General features: G+C 64.3%; 17 protein-coding genes. 13 read left to right on the forward strand and 4 right to left on the reverse strand.

Annotated elements, in window-relative coordinates; all coding sequences use genetic code 11:
• Positions 1-135: 135 nt before the first annotated feature.
• Complete coding sequence (locus QQS38_RS25110; RefSeq protein WP_479648054.1) at positions 136-912, reverse strand: enoyl-CoA hydratase; 777 nt, start codon at positions 910-912, stop codon at positions 136-138.
• 165 nt (positions 913-1,077) lie between these two features.
• On the opposite strand from QQS38_RS25110, the gene paaN reads away from it, so the two are divergent.
• The 5 genes from paaN to paaK all read left to right on the forward strand — a co-directional run bounded on the left by paaN (position 1,078) and on the right by paaK (position 6,887).
• Positions 1,078-2,787 carry a phenylacetic acid degradation protein PaaN gene (gene paaN, locus QQS38_RS25115; protein ID WP_479648055.1) on the forward strand — a complete coding sequence of 570 codons (1,710 nt, stop codon included), beginning with the start codon at positions 1,078-1,080 and terminating at the stop codon, positions 2,785-2,787.
• Positions 2,788-2,884: 97 nt separating this feature from the next.
• A complete protein-coding gene (gene pcaF, locus QQS38_RS25120; RefSeq protein WP_479648056.1) occupies positions 2,885-4,087 on the forward strand; it encodes a 3-oxoadipyl-CoA thiolase in 1,203 nt (400 codons plus the stop codon).
• A 75-nt stretch (positions 4,088-4,162) separates the two neighbouring features.
• A complete protein-coding gene (gene paaG / locus QQS38_RS25125) occupies positions 4,163-4,954 on the forward strand; it encodes a 2-(1,2-epoxy-1,2-dihydrophenyl)acetyl-CoA isomerase PaaG (RefSeq protein WP_479648057.1) in 792 nt (263 codons plus the stop codon).
• 1 nt (position 4,955) lies between these two features.
• Positions 4,956-5,435 (forward strand): hydroxyphenylacetyl-CoA thioesterase PaaI, encoded by a 480-nt coding sequence (gene paaI, locus QQS38_RS25130; protein WP_479648058.1) that lies wholly within the window; start codon positions 4,956-4,958, stop codon positions 5,433-5,435.
• A 153-nt stretch (positions 5,436-5,588) separates the two neighbouring features.
• Entirely contained in the window at positions 5,589-6,887 is a 1,299-nt protein-coding gene (gene paaK / locus QQS38_RS25135; RefSeq protein WP_479648059.1) for a phenylacetate--CoA ligase PaaK, read from the forward strand.
• Positions 6,888-6,916: 29 nt separating this feature from the next.
• On the opposite strand, the gene mltA is transcribed toward paaK, so the two are convergent.
• Entirely contained in the window at positions 6,917-8,155 is a 1,239-nt protein-coding gene (mltA, locus tag QQS38_RS25140; RefSeq protein WP_479648060.1) for a murein transglycosylase A, read from the reverse strand.
• 163 nt (positions 8,156-8,318) lie between these two features.
• Entirely contained in the window at positions 8,319-8,693 is a 375-nt protein-coding gene (gene apaG / locus QQS38_RS25145) for a Co2+/Mg2+ efflux protein ApaG (RefSeq protein WP_479648061.1), read from the reverse strand.
• Between the two features lie 235 nt (positions 8,694-8,928).
• Between apaG and rpe the strand changes: the two genes are divergently transcribed.
• From rpe to QQS38_RS25185, 8 genes are all read left to right on the forward strand, one after another.
• Positions 8,929-9,612 (forward strand): ribulose-phosphate 3-epimerase, encoded by a 684-nt coding sequence (rpe, locus tag QQS38_RS25150; RefSeq protein ID WP_479648062.1) that lies wholly within the window; start codon positions 8,929-8,931, stop codon positions 9,610-9,612.
• The gene (locus QQS38_RS25155) at positions 9,609-10,361 is read left to right on the forward strand and encodes a phosphoglycolate phosphatase (protein ID WP_479648063.1); all 753 of its coding nucleotides are present in this window, start codon (positions 9,609-9,611) and stop codon (positions 10,359-10,361) included. The genes rpe and QQS38_RS25155 overlap by 4 nt, the downstream gene beginning before the upstream one ends.
• A gap of 293 nt (positions 10,362-10,654) precedes the next feature.
• Entirely contained in the window at positions 10,655-12,148 is a 1,494-nt protein-coding gene (gene trpE, locus QQS38_RS25160; RefSeq protein ID WP_479648064.1) for an anthranilate synthase component I, read from the forward strand.
• A gap of 93 nt (positions 12,149-12,241) precedes the next feature.
• Positions 12,242-12,844, forward strand: a complete 603-nt coding sequence (locus QQS38_RS25165; RefSeq protein ID WP_479648065.1) for an anthranilate synthase component II — start codon at positions 12,242-12,244, stop codon at positions 12,842-12,844.
• Positions 12,845-12,945: 101 nt separating this feature from the next.
• Entirely contained in the window at positions 12,946-13,977 is a 1,032-nt protein-coding gene (trpD, locus tag QQS38_RS25170; RefSeq protein WP_479648066.1) for an anthranilate phosphoribosyltransferase, read from the forward strand.
• Positions 13,978-14,011: 34 nt separating this feature from the next.
• Positions 14,012-14,797, forward strand: coding sequence for an indole-3-glycerol phosphate synthase TrpC (trpC, locus tag QQS38_RS25175; RefSeq protein ID WP_479648067.1), 786 nt, complete (start codon positions 14,012-14,014; stop codon positions 14,795-14,797).
• A 38-nt stretch (positions 14,798-14,835) separates the two neighbouring features.
• A complete protein-coding gene (locus tag QQS38_RS25180; RefSeq protein WP_479648068.1) occupies positions 14,836-15,462 on the forward strand; it encodes a CYTH domain-containing protein in 627 nt (208 codons plus the stop codon).
• Complete coding sequence (locus QQS38_RS25185) at positions 15,459-16,394, forward strand: uracil-DNA glycosylase (protein WP_479648069.1); 936 nt, start codon at positions 15,459-15,461, stop codon at positions 16,392-16,394. The genes QQS38_RS25180 and QQS38_RS25185 overlap by 4 nt, the downstream gene beginning before the upstream one ends.
• 102 nt (positions 16,395-16,496) lie before the next feature.
• Here QQS38_RS25185 and QQS38_RS25190 read toward each other — a convergent pair whose 3' ends face one another.
• Entirely contained in the window at positions 16,497-17,096 is a 600-nt protein-coding gene (locus QQS38_RS25190; RefSeq protein WP_479648070.1) for an FMN-dependent NADH-azoreductase, read from the reverse strand.
• Positions 17,097-17,124: the final 28 nt, after the last annotated feature.

The following is a 17,124-nucleotide window of genomic DNA, read 5'->3' on the forward strand; positions in this document are numbered from 1 at the left end:
TGCCCCCTGCAACCCCGGCGCAAACCCACTCGCCACAAGGCCCCGCTTCCCTTCGCTCAGTCGCATCGACTGCGCGAAAGGGCGTGATTCTAGGCGCGTTCCGAACGCGCCGCAAGCGAAATTTCGCGACGCCGGTCAGCGATGCTTGAACACCGGCTTGCGCTTCTCCAGGAACGCGGCCATCCCCTCTTTCTGATCTTCCGTCGCAAACAGCGAATGGAACAGCCGGCGCTCGAAGCGAATGCCCTCGGCAAGCGTGGTCTCGTACGCACTGTTGACCGATTCCTTCACCATCATGACGGCAGGCAGGGGGAACTCAGCGATCGTCGCGGCCGCCGCAAGCGCCTCGTCGAGTAGCGATGCCGCCGGCACGACACGGGAGACCAGCCCCGCGCGCTCGGCCTCCGCGGCGTCCATGAAGCGCGCGGTCAAGCACATATCCATCGCCTTCGCCTTGGATACCGCGCGCGGCAGACGCTGCGTACCGCCCGCGCCCGGCATCACCCCAAGCTTGATTTCCGGTTGCCCGAACTTGGCTGTATCCGCCGCGATCACGATGTCGCACATCATCGCGAGCTCGCACCCCCCCCCCAGCGCAAAGCCCGCAACCGCCGCGATGATCGGCTTGCGAATGGTGCGCACCGTCTCCCAATTGCGCGTGATGTACTCGCTCTTGTAAACATCCATGTAGGTATAGGTGGCCATCATGCCGATGTCGGCGCCGGCCGCGAACGCTTTCTCGCTACCCGTGACGACGATGGCGCCGATGCCGTCGTCGGCGTCGAAAGCCCGCAACGCTGCGCCGAGCTCGTCCATCAACGCGTCGTTCAACGCATTCAGCGCTTTCGGTCGATTCAGGGTCACGAGGCCCACCCGCCCGCGCGTTTCGACCTGAATGTTTTCGTAGCTCATTCATCCTCCATTTCTTAAGTGTCGATAGGGCGCGAAAAGCTTTCGCGCCCGCCCGGAAACAATGCTAACATTCGCCAACCAACCGGTCGGTCGGTTAATTGATACGATTCTTCGTCCATTACCCGCCCGGCCTTCGTCCAACGCCTGGCCTGCCCCTGTCTCGCTATGACCCATCCTCTATTTGCGAAGCACGAAGACACGCTGAAGACCGCTCTCGACGCCATCGGCTCGCGCGGCTATTGGAGCCCGTTCGCGGAAATGCCAAGCCCCAAAGTGTACGGGGAAACCGCCGCCGCGGATGGAGAGGCCGCCTTCAAAGCGCACCTGGATCATCCATTCGAACTCGACCAGCCCAGTACCGGCGAATCGATCGGGGCGGAGCGCTCACCGTTCGGCTTCGCGCTCGGCGTACGCTACCCGAAGGCCAACATCGACGCGCTGATCGCCTCGGCCACCGCCGCCGAGAAAACCTGGCGCAAGGCCGGCCCCACGGCTTGGGTCGGCGTCAGTCTCGAGATCTTGAGCCGATTGAACCGCGCCAGTTTCGAGATCGCCTACAGCGTGATGCACACCACCGGCCAAGCATTCATGATGGCCTTCCAAGCCGGTGGCCCGCACGCGCAGGATCGCGCGCTCGAGGCCGTGGCCTACGCTTGGGACGAACTGCGTAGAATCCCCGCGGACGCACACTGGGAAAAGCCCCAGGGCAAGAACCCGCCCCTTGCCATGCACAAGCGCTTCACTATCGTGCCGCGCGGCATCGGCCTCGTGCTCGGCTGCTGCACGTTCCCGACTTGGAACGGCTATCCGGGGCTATTCGCCGATCTGGCAACGGGCAACGCCGTCATCGTGAAGCCGCATCCGGGCGCCATCTTGCCGCTCGCCGTCACGGTGCGCATCGCGCGGCAAGTGCTGCGCGAAGCCGGCTTCGATCCGAACGTCGTGACGTTGCTCGCCACCGAGGGCAACGATGGCCCGCTGGTTCAAGATCTCGCGCTGCGGCCGGAAATCAAGCTGATCGACTTCACCGGCAGCACGGCGAACGGAACCTGGCTCGAGCGCAACGCACATCAGGCGCAAGTGTTCACCGAGAAAGCCGGCGTCAATCAGATCGTGATCGACTCGGTCGACGATGTAAAGGCAGCGGTGCGCAATATTGCGTTCTCGCTCGCGCTGTATTCGGGCCAAATGTGCACGGCGCCTCAGAATATCTACGTGCCGCGCGACGGCATTCGCACCGCCGAAGGGCATGCTAGCTTCGATGAAGTCGCGCAGGCGCTCGCGACCGCCGTGCAAAAGCTCGTGAGCGATCCCGCCCGCGCCGTCGAGGTGCTTGGCGCGATTCAGAACGAGGGCGTGGCGAGTCGAATCGATGAAGCAAACTCGCTCGGCCGCGTGGTTCTCGCCAGTCAAACGATCGAGCATCCGTCCTTTCCGCAAGCGCGCGTACGCACGCCGCTCATCGTTCAACTGGACGCTGCCAAAGATATGGCGAAGTTCAGCGGCGAATGGTTCGGCCCGATCTCGTTCGTGATCGCGACCGATTCCACCCAGCAATCGCTCCAACTGGCCGCATCGCTGGCAGCTCGGAGCGGCGCTTTGACGTTGTCGGTGTACAGCACCGACGACACGACCATCGAAGCCGCGCACGAGGCGGCGATCGACGGTGGCGTGGCGCTCTCGATCAACCTGACGGGCGGCGTTTTCATCAATCAGTCCGCCGCGTTTTCAGATTTCCACGGGACGGGCGCCAACCCGGCCGCCAACGCAGCCCTCACCGATGCCGCGTTCGTCGCAAATCGCTTCCGCGTCGTTCAAAGCCGGGTGCATGTTGCCCCGCGCGAGTCGTCAGCGGAAGTCGGCCGAACGGCATAGTCCGCCCGGGCGAATGGAGCCGGCGCCGCGGCTCCTCTAATATGAACTCGATCGACCCCGTTGCCGTGACGGGGTCCCGTTCGCTGGAAACCATCCGATGACCGATGCCTATATTTGCGATGCCATTCGCACCCCTATCGGCCGCTACGGCGGCGTATTGAAAGACGTTCGCGCGGACGACCTCGCAGCCGTGCCCATCAGGGCGCTCATCGAGCGTAACCCGGACGTGGACTGGCGCGCGGTGGACGACATCATCTACGGCTGTGCGAACCAGGCCGGGGAAGACAACCGCAACGTCGCTCGCATGGCCGCGTTGCTCGCCGGCTTGCCCACCGATGCGCCGGGGTCCACGATCAATCGGCTCTGCGGCTCGGGCATGGACGCGATCGGCTCCGCCGCGCGCGCGCTGAAAGCCGGCGAAGCGAACATGATGATCGCGGGCGGCGTCGAAAGCATGACTCGGGCCCCATTCGTCATGGGCAAAGCGGCCAGCGCGTTCGCGCGCCAAGCGGAGATCTACGACACGACGATCGGCTGGCGCTTCATCAACGCACGGCTGAAAGCGCAATACGGCGTCGACTCGATGCCTGAAACAGGCGAAAACGTCGCCGCGCAATTCTCGGTCAGCCGGGCCGACCAAGACGCCTTCGCGCTGCGTAGCCAGCAGAAGGCGGCGCGCGCGCAGGCAGACGGCACGCTCGCCCAAGAGATCGTGCCGGTCGAAATCCCGCAGAAGAAAGGCGAGGCGCTCATCGTCACCCGCGACGAGCACCCGCGAGAGACATCGCTCGAAGCGCTCGCCAAGCTCAAAGGCGTCGTTCGTCCGGATGGAACCGTCACGGCCGGCAATGCATCGGGCGTCAACGACGGTGCGTGCGCGCTACTGCTTGCCAATGAAGTCGCGGCATCGCGGTACGGTCTACGCCGGCGCGCACGTGTGCTCGGCATGGCCACTGCGGGAGTCGAGCCGCGCATCATGGGCATTGGCCCCGCTCCCGCCACGCAAAAATTGCTGCAGCGGCTCGGGATGTCGCTCGACCAATTCGACGTGATCGAACTGAACGAGGCTTTCGCGTCGCAGGGCCTCGCGGTGTTGCGCACACTAGGCTTGGCCGACGACGATCCGCGGGTCAATCCGAACGGCGGCGCCATCGCGCTCGGTCATCCGCTCGGCGCCTCCGGAGCACGGCTCGTCACGACTGCGCTTTATCAACTGGAACGCACCGGCGGCCGCTATGGCCTATGCACGATGTGCATCGGCGTGGGCCAAGGGATCGCACTCGCCATCGAGCGGACGTAGCCCGAAGGACTGCGAAGACCGCCGGCTCGACGGCTACCGCGTGCCGCGTAACGGAATGAATGGAGGAGACAATCGATGCAAGATGAAGCAATTCGCGTCGAGATCGAAGCGACGACCCATGTCGCCACGGTGACGCTGAACCGTCCCGACAAGCTCAACAGCTTCACGCGTGCAATGCACGAGCAATTGAACGACGCGTTGGACCGCGCGGTCGGCGCAGGCGCGCGAGCACTCGTGCTGACAGGCGCCGGCCGCGGGTTCTGCGCCGGCCAGGATTTGGCGGATCTGAGCTTCGAGCCGGGTGCAATGACCGATCTGGGCGCATTGATCGACGAGTACTTCAACCCGCTCGTGCGCCGTCTACAAGCGCTACCGTTGCCAGTCATCGCAGCCGTGAACGGCATCGCCGCCGGCGCCGGCGCCAATTTGGCCTTGGCGTGCGATATCGCGATCGCCGCGCGCTCGAGCAGCTTCGCGCAGTCGTTCGTCAAGATCGGGCTGGTTCCCGACTCGGGCGGCACGGCATTCTTGCCGCAACGGGTCGGCATGGCGCGCGCACTCGGCCTCGCGATGACGGGTGAGAAGATCGGCGCGGATCAGGCCGAGCGTTGGGGATTGATTTGGCGCGTCGTCGACGATGAAGAGCTACTTCCCGCCGCAACCGAGCTCGCCACGCAACTGGCCCAGCAACCCACTCGCGCGATCGCCGCCATCAAGCGCGCCATGCGCGCAAGCACGACCCATTCGCTCGATCAGCAACTCGACCTGGAGCGTGACCTGCAACGCGAGCTCGGCAATTCGCACGACTACGCCGAAGGGGTCCAGGCATTCATTCAAAAGCGCGCGCCGCGCTTCGAGGGCCGTTGAAATGTCGTCTACCGATACACAAGCAGCGCGCGAACATCGCGTCTCGGCACAACTGCAACCCGACGAACTGGCACGCGCGGTGGGACGCGCCATGTACGAAGCGGACGCGTGCAGCCGCGCGCTCGGCTTCGAACTCGTCGAAGTGCGCGCGGGCTATGCACGCATGCGCGCCGCCGTGCGACCGGACTTCCTCAATGGCCACGACATTTGCCATGGCGGATTGATCTTTACGTTGGCCGATTCGACGTTTGCCTTCGCTTGCAATTCATATAACGTCAATGCGGTCGCCGCAGGCTGCTCGATCGAGTTCTTGCGCCCCGTTCACCGCGGCGACACGCTCACCGCCGAGGCGGTGGAGCAAACGGTCAGTGGCCGCACCGGCATATACGACATCCGGGTCGTCAACGATTCAGGCGAAACGGTGGCGATGTTTCGCGGCAAGTCCGCTCACATCAAGGGGCACGTGATTCCCCCAGCGTAAGCGGCCACCAGCCGCAGCCGCCGCCCGTCGTCTTCGCGCCGACGGGAAATGTGCGCCCGGACACACGCCCGAAACCACCATTCGTCATACGCGACAGGCTGCTTCCGAGCATGCCTGCGGACAGCTATTCTTAAGTGAAACAGGAGACATGCGATGAATACCGCGCTGCCGCTCGAACCCATCGAAACCGCGAGCCGAGACGAGCTCGCCGCCCTTCAGCTGGAACGGCTGAAATGGACGCTCAAACACGCTTATGAAAACTCGGCCGTGTACCGCCGCAAGTTCGACGAAGCGGGCGTCCGCCCGGAAGACCTCGAGACGCTGGCCGATCTCTCGCGCTTTCCGTTCACGACGAAAAGCGATTTGCGCGACAACTACCCGTTCGGGATGTTCGCCGTGCCGCAGGAGCAGATCTCGCGCATCCATGCGTCGTCGGGCACGACCGGCAAGCCAACCGTCGTCGGTTATACGGCCCGCGATATCGATACATGGGCCAATCTCGTCGCGCGGTCCATTCGCGCCGCCGGCGCGCGACGCGGCGACAAAGTGCACGTGAGCTACGGCTACGGCCTCTTCACCGGGGGTCTCGGCGCGCATTACGGCGCCGAGCGCGCGGGTTTGACCGTGATTCCGTTCGGCGGCGGTCAAACCGAAAAACAAGTTCAATTGATTCAAGACTTCAAGCCAGACATCATCATGGTGACGCCGAGCTACATGCTCGCGATTGCCGATGAACTCGAGCGGCAAGGCGTCGATCCCGCGAGCTGTTCGCTGCGGATCGGCATCTTCGGCGCCGAGCCGTGGACGAACGACATGCGTCGCGCCATCGAAGCGCGCATGGGTATCGACGCCGTCGACATTTACGGACTATCCGAGGTGATCGGCCCGGGCGTCGCCTCCGAGTGCGCGGAGACGAAGGACGGCCCGACCATCTGGGAAGATCACTTCTACCCGGAAATCATCGATCCAGCCACCGGCGAAGTCTTGCCCGACGGCGCTTTCGGCGAGCTCGTGTTCACTTCGCTGACCAAAGAGGCGCTGCCGATCATCCGCTATCGCACGCGTGACTTGACACGCCTGCTGCCCGGCACGGCGCGCACGATGCGAAGAATGGAGAAGATCACGGGCCGCTCGGACGACATGATGATCATCCGCGGCGTCAACGTGTTCCCCACTCAAATCGAGGAACTGCTGCTCAAGCAACCGTCGCTCGCGCCGCATTATCAAATCGTGCTGACCAAGGAAGGGCCGCTCGATGTGATGACGCTGAACGTGGAACCGTGCCCCGAGACGCAAGCGGACGAAGCGACGCTCGCGGCCGCCAGATCGGCGCTCGCGTACGACATCAAAGCGCTCATCGGGGTTACCGCATTGGTGCGCGTCCTACCGGTGAACGGCATCGAGCGGTCGGTGGGCAAAGCGCGGCGGGTCATCGACCAACGATCGGCCTGAAGCATGGCCGAGCGCGACGGGCCGCGCGCTCAAGAATTCGGCAGCAGCAGCCACATGCGGCCCGCTTGTTTCATCTTGCCCGCTAGATCTCCGGCGTCGTCGCCAAGGCCCCAAAAGTAGTCGGCCCGCACGCCGCCGCGTATCGCCGACCCGGTGTCTTGAGCGAACACGAGCCGATTCATCGGCGTATTCGTGAACGGCCGCGTCGTTTCCAAAAATACGGCCGTGCCAAGCGGGATCGAGGCCGGATCGACCGCAATCGAACGCTCGGGCGTAAGCGGCACGCCGAGCGCTCCGACGGGCCCGTCGCCGCCCGCAGATGCAGATGCCGGTTGCGTCTGCGGCATCTCGCGGAAAAAGACGAAACGCGGGTTCGTATCGAGCAAACTCGTGACGCGCGCCGGGTTCGCGCGCGCCCATGCTTTGATCCCTTGCATCGTCGCTTGCGCAGGCGTGATTTCGCCATGATCGAGCAGCCAGCGGCCGATCGACTTATAAGGCTGATTGTTCGAGCCGCCGTAACCGACGCGCATTGTGCTGCCGTCCTCGAGCTGGACGCGGCCAGAGCCCTGCACTTGCAAAAAGAACGCTTCGATCGGATCGTCGACCCACACGAGCTCATTGCCGTCGAGCACCCCGGAGCGTTCGAGCTGCGCTCGCGGCGGCAAGGGCGCGCCGGCGCGATAGCCGGACGGCCAGCGATAGAGCGGATATTGATACGGACCGCGGCGCGTGCGCGCGCCATGCAGCAACGGCTCGTAATACCCCGTGACGAGGCCGTCCACCGAGCCGTCGCCGTTCGACAGCTGAAACGGCGTGAAATACGTTTCGAAAAACGAGCGCGTGCTCGTGGCGTCCAAGTCGTCCAGATGCGAGGCGGCCGAGCATGCGCGCCGCCAACTCGGCAGTTGCGCTACCCGCACGCAGTTTTCGCGCAGCGCGGCGGCCGCGCCGATCAGGGAATCGTCTTGCCAGCCGGGCACCTGTTGCCAAGCGACCGGCGTCAACCGCGCCGACGACACTGCGCCCCCAAGCGTGCCCGGCGCCCCCGCGCCGATGGTCGCAGTGGGCCGCATCGCCGGTCGCCCTCCGCACGCCGCGAGCAGCACGGCGGCGAGCAACGCCACCGCACGGCCGAAGAAGGACGAATGAATACGCATACAATGTTCGTTCTTGATGGAAACCGCCATGTCCGACCTGTTCGACGAATACCCGATGCTGATCTTCGCGCTCGAAGCGCTCGCGGCTCTGACCTTACTCGTTGTCATCGTGGTATGGACGATGACGGGCAGAAAAAAGGACGTCGGCACGCACAACGACCGCGGCATACCTCGATAAGGTAAGCGTCGCGCCGGGCGGGGCCGATCGCCTGGCATCGACGCACTGCGCCCACCGCAGCGCCCCGCGCTGCATCGATCCGCCTCGCCGCCCTTAATGTAGCGTACGTGGCATCTGCAGCGCGAATTCCGGCACCGGCGCTTCGAACCGTTCGCCATCCTCGGCCACGCAGAAATACGAGCCGCGCATCGTCCCCTGCGGCGTCTCGATCACGGCCCAGCTCGTGTACTCGAATTGCTCGCCCGGCTGCAGCAGCGGCTGATGGCCGACCACGCCGAGGCCCTTCACTTCCTGCACCTGATTTTCGCTGTCGGTAATGACCCAATGGCGCGCGATCAACTGCGCCGGCACCTGCCCCGTGTTGCGGATCGTCAGGGTGTAGGCGAAAGCATACTGACGGCGCTCGGGATTCGACTGCTCGGGCAAATAGCGCGTCTGAACCGACACGCTGAATTGATACTGGCTCATCGTGATTCCATTCTTGAAGAATCGACGCACCGCGCGGGCGCGATCGAATCGCGGTAAGCCGGACGGCTTGCCGCTTGGCGCTTGGGCGCGCCGACTTTCGGTTTCGCATTCTGATCGATGCGCTTGCCGGCCGCAACCGCTGTGCCATGCACCCGCCGAGCGCGGCGCGCGGCGCACGGTAAAATACGGGTTTTCCGCTCGCGGTCGGCTTGCCGGCTCTCCCGCCTCTTACGCCATGACGCAATTTCGCATCGCTCCCAGCATCCTCTCCGCCGATTTCGCCAAGCTCGGCGAAGAGGTTCGCAATGTCGTCGCCGCAGGCGCCGACTGGATCCACTTCGACGTGATGGACAACCATTACGTCCCGAATCTGACGATCGGCCCGCTCGTGTGCGAAGCCATCCGTCCGCACGTGCAGGCGCCCATCGACGTCCATCTGATGGTACGCCCCGTCGACCGCATCGTGCCGGACTTCGCCAAAGCGGGCGCAAATATCATCAGTTTTCACCCGGAAGCGTCCGAACACGTCGATCGCACGCTCTCCCTGATCCGCGACCATGGCTGCAAAGCGGGGCTCGTCTTCAACCCGGCCACACCGCTCAACTATCTCGACCACGTCATGGACCGCGTCGATCTCGTCCTGATCATGTCGGTCAACCCGGGCTTCGGCGGCCAGTCGTTCATCCCCGAGGCGCTCAATAAGTTGCGCGAGGCACGCGCGCGGATCGACGCCTATCGAGCGCGCACGGGCCGAGAGATCCATCTCGAAGTAGACGGCGGCGTGAAGGTCGAGAACATCGCACAAATCGCCGCAGCGGGCGCCGATACGTTCGTGGCAGGCTCGGCCATCTTCGGCAAACCCGACTATCGCGCCGTCATCGACGACATGCGCGCCCAGCTCGCCGGCGCTCGCGCATGAGCGCCGCGCCCGGCCAGCACGACACGGCGCCGGTGCAAGCACGGCGCTTGCGAGCGGCGGTGATCGACCTCGACGGCACGATGGTCGATACGGCCGACGATTTCACGGCCGCCTTGAACGGCATGTTGGCCGAGCTGGGCGCCCGGTCGATCGCACGCGACGAAGTAGTCGGATATGTCGGCAAGGGTTCCGAGCATTTGGTGCGCACGGTGCTGTCCGCACGGTTTTCCGCAGACGAAAGCGAAGCGCGCTTCAGCGCGGCGCTCGAGCGTTATCAAGCTCATTACGCCGAGATCAACGGCCGCCATACGCGGCTTTATCCCGACGTCGAGGCGGGCCTTGCGGCGTTCGCCGGGGCCGGCGTGAAGCTCGCCTGCGTCACCAATAAGCCGCACCGCTTCGCGCTCGCGCTGCTGGGCCAATACGGTCTTGCCCGCTATTTCGCCGTGATTCTCGGCGGCGACAGCGTGCCCCGCAAGAAACCCGATCCGCTGCCGATGCGCGCCGCTTGCGAGGCGATGGGCGTCACCCCGAGCGAGGCCGTCGCGATCGGGGATTCGGAAAACGATGCGCTCGCCGGCCGCGCGGCAGGCATGGCGACCTTGACGGTGCCCTATGGCTACAACCATGGCAAAGCTATACAAACGATAAATTCGGATGGTATAGTCGCGACGTTGCTCGAGGCCGCGCGGTTCGTCACACATTCCGCGCCCGGCCCCGCGGCGGCCTCTCAATCGTTGACGATCTAAGTCATTGAACTCATGTTTCTGAACAAAAAACGGAGTCCGAGCAGTATCGACCGGGGAGCCTGGCCCTGGCGCCGCTCGTCGCGCTAACCTCTTTCGAGGTACGCTGAAGTCTGTCGTCTTCAGCGCCGTTTTTTGATTTCGCCGCGCATTCGCGCACTATTCGCCGTATCGCCCCGACGCTCGCATCCGCGCGTTTTCTTGCCCGCTGCGTCCGCGCGTCCAAGGTTTGCCGCTCGCGTCCTTCGCCCGTCCGCGGGCAACGAACACGGCGGCCGTTCGAACAGGATCGAAACATGACCGAACTCGAGTTCCAGTCCCTCGCCAGCGAGGGTTACAACCGCATCCCGTTGATCGCCGAAGCGCTGGCCGATCTCGAAACCCCGCTCTCGCTTTACCTGAAGCTCGCGCAACCCGAGCGCGGCGGCGCCAATTCGTTCCTGCTCGAATCGGTGGTGGGCGGCGAGCGGTTCGGCCGCTATTCGTTCATCGGTCTGCCGGCGCGCACGCTCGTGCGCACGCGAAACGGCGTCAACGAGGTCGTGCGCGACGGGCAAGTCGTCGAGACGCATGAAGGCGACCCATTCGAGTTCATCGAACGATTCCAGGCGCGCTTCAAAGTCGCCCAGCGTCCCGGGCTGCCGCGTTTTTGCGGCGGGCTCGCCGGCTACTTCGGCTACGACGCCGTGCGCTACATCGAAAAGAAGCTGGCGCACTCGGCCCCGCCCGACGATCTGAACCTGCCCGACATCCAGTTGCTGCTGACCGAAGAAGTCGCCGTCATCGACAATCTCGCGGGCAAGCTCTATCTGATCGTCTACGCCGATCCGTCGGCGTCCGAAGCCTATGCGCGCGCCAAGCAGCGCCTGCGCGAATTGCGCCAGCGGCTGCGCACGACGGTGCAGCCTCCCGTCACCTCACCGAGCGTGCGCACCGAAACCTATCGTGAGTTCGCGCGCGACGATTACCTGAACGCCGTGCGCCGTGCGAAGGAATACATTGCCGCGGGCGAACTGATGCAGGTGCAGGTCGGGCAACGGCTGATCAAGCCGTATCGCGACAATCCCCTGTCGCTCTATCGCGCCCTGCGCTCGCTCAATCCGTCGCCGTACATGTACTACTACAACTTCGGCGAGTTTCACGTGATCGGCGCTTCGCCCGAAATCCTCGTGCGACAGGAAAAACGCGGCGAGGACCGCATCGTGACGATTCGCCCGCTCGCGGGTACGCGTCCGCGCGGCAATACGCCCGAACGCGATGCCGAACTCGCGACCGAACTGCTGAACGATCCGAAGGAAATCGCCGAGCACGTCATGCTGATCGACCTCGCGCGCAACGACGTGGGCCGCATCGCACAGACGGGCTCGGTCGCCGTGACCGACAAGATGGTCATCGAAAAATACTCGCACGTGCAGCACATCGTCAGCTCGGTCGAGGGCAAGCTAAAGCCCGGCATGACGAACTTCGACGTGCTGCGCGCGACATTCCCCGCCGGCACGCTCTCGGGCGCGCCGAAAGTGCGCGCGATGGAGCTCATCGACGAACTGGAACCGGTCAAGCGCGGCCTATACGGCGGTGCGGTGGGCTATCTTTCGTTCACGGGCGAGATGGATCTCGCGATTGCGATTCGCACCGGGCTCATCCATAACGGCAATTTGTACGTGCAGGCAGCGGCGGGCGTCGTCGCCGACTCGGTGCCCGAATCCGAATGGCAGGAAACGGAAAACAAGGCGCGCGCCGTGCTACGCGCAGCCGAGCAAGTGCAAGACGGCCTCGATAGCGATTTCTGAGACGCCCCCTACCTGTCGCCTGAGCGCCAGGTCCCCAAGGGGCGAAACCAACTTGGGCGGCCGGGCGCTTCCTTGAAAGCGCGGAGACACATCATGCTGCTGATGATCGACAACTACGATTCGTTCACCTACAACCTCGTGCAGTACTTCGGCGAACTCGGCGAGGACGTGCACACCTATCGCAACGACGAAATCACGCTCGACGAAATCGAGGCGATGAAGCCCGATCACATCTGCTTATCGCCCGGGCCGAGCAATCCGCAAAACGCGGGCATCACGCTCGACGTGCTGCGTCGATTTGCGGGGCGCATTCCGATCCTTGGCGTCTGCCTGGGCCATCAGGCGATCGGCGAGGCGTTCGGCGGACGAGTCGTGCGCGCGCAAACGATCATGCACGGCAAGGTGAGCCGCATCGAAACCGACGGCAAGGGGGTATTCGCGAGCCTGCCGAAGCATTTCGACGTGACGCGCTATCACTCGCTCGCCATCGAGCGGGAGTCGCTGCCCGACTGCTTGGAAATCTCGGCCTGGACCGACGACGGCGAAATCATGGGCGTGCGCCACAAGACGTTGCCCGTCGAAGGGGTGCAGTTCCACCCCGAATCGATTCTTTCCGAGCATGGTCATGCCCTGCTCGAGAACTTTCTGAAGGGATCGAAAGCGTCGTCCGCGGCCGAGGCCGCGCACAGCGCATGAGCGTGGCGCCTGCGCACGAATCGGGCTTCAGGAACCACGAAGCGCGAACCGCGATTCACCCCTCGCTAAGCACGGTCCGACGAACGGATAGGGACGAGACCATGACCATCACTCCGCAAGAAGCATTGCAGCGCACGATCGAGCACCGCGAGATCTTTCACGACGAGATGCTGCACTTGATGCGGCTCATCATGCGCGGCGACATGTCGCCCGTGATGGCGGCGGCGATCATCACCGGCTTACGGGTGAAGAAGGAAACGATCGGCGAGATCGCCGCGGCGGCCACGGTCATGCGTGAGTTCGCGCGTCATGTCGAGGTGCACGATAACGCCAACTTCGTCGACATCGTCGGCACCGGGGGCGACGGCGCGAACACGTTCAACATTTCCACGGCGACGATGTTCGTCGCAGCCGGGGCAGGCGCGAAAGTCGCGAAGCACGGCGGCCGCGGAGTGTCGAGCAAATCGGGGAGCGCGGACGTGCTCGAAGCGCTCGGCGTGAACATCGATCTGCAACCGGAGCAAGTCGCTGCGTCGATCGCCGAGACGGGGATGGGCTTCATGTTCGCCCCCAATCACCACCCGGCCATGAAGAACATCGCGCCGGTGCGGCGTGAACTCGGCATCCGCACGATCTTCAATATCCTCGGGCCGCTCACGAATCCCGCCGGTGCGCCCAATCAGTTGATGGGCGTCTTTCATCCCGATCTCGTGGGCATTCAGGTGCGCGTCATGCAGCGCCTCGGTGCGAACCACGTGCTCGTCGTCTATGGCAAGGACGGCATGGACGAGGTGTCGCTCGGGGCCGCCACGCTCGTGGGCGAACTGCGCGACGGCCAGATACACGAGTACGAAATCCACCCCGAGGACTTCGGCCTGCAGATGGTGTCGAATCGTTCGCTGAAGGTGCAAGATGCCAACGAATCGAAAACCATGCTGCTGCAGGCGCTCGAAAATCGCCCCGGCGTCGCGCGTGAAATCGTCACGCTCAACGCCGGGACGGCGCTTTACGCCGCCAATATCGTCGCGTCGATCGCAGACGGCATCGAAGTGGCGCGCGAAGCGATCGCGACGGGCCGCGCGCGCGCGAAGGTCGACGAGCTCGCGCGCTTCACCCAACAGTTCAAGCAATAATCACATCGTCAGGCATCGGAAAAGGGCTTCGTCCATGAGCGACATTCTCGAACGGATCATCGCCGTCAAACGCGAAGAAGTGCGTGCGGCCCAGTTGAGCGCGCCGCTAGAGGAGCTGCGTCTCGAAGCGTCGGCGCGCGACTTGCGCGATTTCGTCGGCGCGCTGCGCGCCAAGCACGCGGCAGGCCAGGCCGCCGTCATTGCCGAGGTGAAGAAGGCGAGCCCCTCCAAGGGCGTGCTGCGCGAGCATTTCGTGCCGGCCGAGATCGCGCGTGCGTATCAACGAGGCGGCGCAGCCTGCCTGTCGGTGCTAACCGACGTCCAGTTCTTCCAAGGTAGCGCCGCCTATCTCGAAGAAGCCCGCGCAGCCTGCGAACTGCCCGTGTTGCGCAAGGATTTCATCGTCGATCCGTATCAGATCGTCGAAGCGCGCGCCATGGGCGCCGATGCGATCTTGCTCATTGCGGCGGCGCTCTCGCTACCGCAAATGCAAGAGCTCGAAGCGTTCGCCCATTCGTTCGGGCTGGCCGTCCTCGTCGAAGTGCATGACCGCAATGAACTGACCCAAGCGCTGACGCTCAAGACGCCACTCATCGGCATCAACAATCGCAATCTGCGCACGTTCGAAACGTCGCTCGATACGACGCTCGGCATGCTCGACGCACTGCCCGAGGATCGGATCGTCGTCACCGAATCTGGCATCTTGGCAAGAGCCGATGTCGAGCGCATGCGCGCCAACGCGGTCCATACGTTCCTCGTGGGCGAAGCCTTCATGCGCGCCGACGATCCGGGCGCCGCGCTAGCGCAGATGTTTTTCTGATCGCGGCGTCTCCCTCGCCCTTCCCTACGGTCACGCACATGGGTATCGAACGCGAAATCAAACTGGCGCTACCGCCAGAGCAAGCCGGCGCAGCCGATCGGTTCTTCACCGACCTGGCTCGCGCACCTGGGCGCGATGTGCCGCTGACGAACCTTTACTTCGACACGCCTTCGCTCGCGCTGGCGCGCGCGAAGATCGCGCTGCGCCTACGTAAGACGCCCGATGGTTGGTTGCAGACACTCAAGGCGGCGGGCACGGCACAAGGCGGTTTGCATAGCCGCCACGAATGGGAGATGCCCGTTTCGAACGAGGCGCTCGACTTCGACGCGCTCGCCGCCGCATGCGACGACGACGCTGCGCTCGCGGCGTTGCGCGCCGCGCGAGCGGAACTCGCCGAGCGCTTTCGCACCTCGTTCGCGCGGCGGCTTTGGCGATTCGAGTTCGACGGCGCGCGGATCGAGGCTGCGATCGATCGCGGTGAAGTGACAGCCACGGTGAGCGGAGACGACCGGCGTGAGGCGCTCAGCGAAATCGAGCTCGAACTGCTGAGCGGCGACGAACGCGCATTGCATACGCTGACGAGCGCGCTCTCTGCCAAAGTACCCGGCCTCGCGCCAGAAAACGTAAACAAGGCGCAGCGAGGCTATCGGTTGTGTGCGCCGTGAAGTCCAAACCAACACGAGCGCGAGCACGCGCTAGCGCTGCGAGCGACTCGGCTCAGGGGGCGCTGTTCGATACAGCGAGCGGCGACGCGGCCGGTGTCGAATCGTCGATGGCCGCACAGTCGGCCAGCGAGATCCGTGGGGCATCGACGCAGCCGGGCGCCGGGCGCAGCGCTGAAGGATTCGAACCGGTCGACGTGCAAGCGCTCTGTACGGGGCTCGGCGCGCCGCTCGAATCGCAGTTCGACGCATTGCCTCGCGGCTGGCGCGAACACTTGCGCTCGTTCATCGACAGTCCCGCCTATCGGCCGCTCTGCAGCTTCGTCGACGCGCAAATCGCCGCCGGCAAAATCGTCTACCCCACGGAAGTCTTTCGCGCGCTACGGCTGACGGGACCTGACGAGGTCAAAGTCGTCGTCGTCGGTCAGGACCCCTATCACGGCGACGACAAAGGCCACCCGCAAGCGCACGGCCTGGCGTTTTCCGTGCCCGCGCCCGTGCGGCCGCCGCCTTCGCTGCGCAACATCTTCAAGGAAATCACCGCAGAATTCGGCCATGAGATGCCGGCTCACGGCTGCCTGGATGCCTGGGCCCGTCAAGGCGTCTTGCTGCTCAACACCGTGCTGACGGTGGAGCAAGGCAAAGCGGCCAGTCACGCCAAGCGCGGCTGGGAGGCCTGCACCGATACGCTGATCCGCGAACTCGCGCATCGGCACGAGCATCTGGTCTTCATGCTCTGGGGCGCTCACGCTCAAGCCAAGCGCGCACTGCTCGATGCGCGGCCGCACTGCGTGCTCGAAGCTCCGCATCCGTCACCGTTGTCGGCGCATCGCGGCTTTCTGGGCTGTGGGCACTTCCGGCTCGCGAACGAGTATCTCGTAGCGAACGGCCGCTCGCCGATCGACTGGCGGCTCCCAGCAACGGTCGATGGCTGAGGGCAAGGCCGAGGGCTGAAGCCCAAGCGCCACAAACCGTCGCGCCGCCCGCAGGCAGCGCGACGGTCTTGCACCGCGCTCGAGTGCGAGATCGAGAACCGCTTAGGCGGCTGCCGCAATCGCTTCGCGAGCCGCGGAAAGCGCCGCATTCGCGGCGTCCGGGCCGAGATTCAAGCCTTCGGCATAGATGAATTCCACGTCCGTAATTCCGATCAGGCCGAGAAACGCTTTGATATGCGGCGTTTGGCTATCGTGCGGCGTGCCGACGTAGCGTCCGCCGCGCGCAGACACGATATAAGCCTTCTTCCCTTTCACGAGCCCTTCCGGACCGGTCGCCGTATAGCGGAACGTCACGCCGGCGCGCGCGATCCAGTCGAAGTAGGTCTTCAACTGCGACGAAATACCGAAGTTGTACATCGGCGCACCGATCACGATCACGTCTGCCGCCTGCAATTCGTCGATCAATGCATCGCTGCGCGCGACGATTGCGGCTTGCTCCGGGGAGCGCTGCTCCGCCGGCGTAAAGAAGGCGCCCAGGACTGCGTCGTCCAGGTGAGGCAGCGCATCGGCCAGCAAATCGCGCACGACGAGCTTGGCGCCGCCGCTCGATCGTTGCAGCTTGGCCGCCAATTCATTGGCGAGTAGCGTCGAATTGGCGCCTTGCGAGCGCGCCGCCGAATTCAGTTGAAGGATCGTGGTCATGTCGGGCTCCGGGTGGGGTTGCGCATCG

The organism is Trinickia sp. Z7, from assembly GCF_056498045.1.

What these genes read in the sequence shown, in the direction of transcription:
- QQS38_RS25180 (WP_479648068.1), top strand. Translation starts at nt 14,836, where the DNA reads ATGGGTATCGAACGCGAAATCAAACTGGCGCTACCGCCAGAGCAAGCC.
- QQS38_RS25155 (WP_479648063.1), top strand. Translation starts at nt 9,609, where the DNA reads ATGAGCGCCGCGCCCGGCCAGCACGACACGGCGCCGGTGCAAGCACGG.
- mltA (WP_479648060.1), bottom strand. Translation starts at nt 8,155, where the DNA reads ATGACAACGAGTAAGGTCAGAGCCGCGAGCGCTTCGAGCGCGAAGATC.
- paaN (WP_479648055.1), top strand. Translation starts at nt 1,078, where the DNA reads ATGACCCATCCTCTATTTGCGAAGCACGAAGACACGCTGAAGACCGCT.
- pcaF (WP_479648056.1), top strand. Translation starts at nt 2,885, where the DNA reads ATGACCGATGCCTATATTTGCGATGCCATTCGCACCCCTATCGGCCGC.
- rpe (WP_479648062.1), top strand. Translation starts at nt 8,929, where the DNA reads ATGACGCAATTTCGCATCGCTCCCAGCATCCTCTCCGCCGATTTCGCC.
- paaK (WP_479648059.1), top strand. Translation starts at nt 5,589, where the DNA reads ATGAATACCGCGCTGCCGCTCGAACCCATCGAAACCGCGAGCCGAGAC.
- apaG (WP_479648061.1), bottom strand. Translation starts at nt 8,693, where the DNA reads ATGAGCCAGTATCAATTCAGCGTGTCGGTTCAGACGCGCTATTTGCCC.
- trpC (WP_479648067.1), top strand. Translation starts at nt 14,012, where the DNA reads ATGAGCGACATTCTCGAACGGATCATCGCCGTCAAACGCGAAGAAGTG.
- QQS38_RS25165 (WP_479648065.1), top strand. Translation starts at nt 12,242, where the DNA reads ATGCTGCTGATGATCGACAACTACGATTCGTTCACCTACAACCTCGTG.
- QQS38_RS25190 (WP_479648070.1), bottom strand. Translation starts at nt 17,096, where the DNA reads ATGACCACGATCCTTCAACTGAATTCGGCGGCGCGCTCGCAAGGCGCC.
- QQS38_RS25110 (WP_479648054.1), bottom strand. Translation starts at nt 912, where the DNA reads ATGAGCTACGAAAACATTCAGGTCGAAACGCGCGGGCGGGTGGGCCTC.
- paaI (WP_479648058.1), top strand. Translation starts at nt 4,956, where the DNA reads ATGTCGTCTACCGATACACAAGCAGCGCGCGAACATCGCGTCTCGGCA.
- paaG (WP_479648057.1), top strand. Translation starts at nt 4,163, where the DNA reads ATGCAAGATGAAGCAATTCGCGTCGAGATCGAAGCGACGACCCATGTC.
- trpD (WP_479648066.1), top strand. Translation starts at nt 12,946, where the DNA reads ATGACCATCACTCCGCAAGAAGCATTGCAGCGCACGATCGAGCACCGC.
- trpE (WP_479648064.1), top strand. Translation starts at nt 10,655, where the DNA reads ATGACCGAACTCGAGTTCCAGTCCCTCGCCAGCGAGGGTTACAACCGC.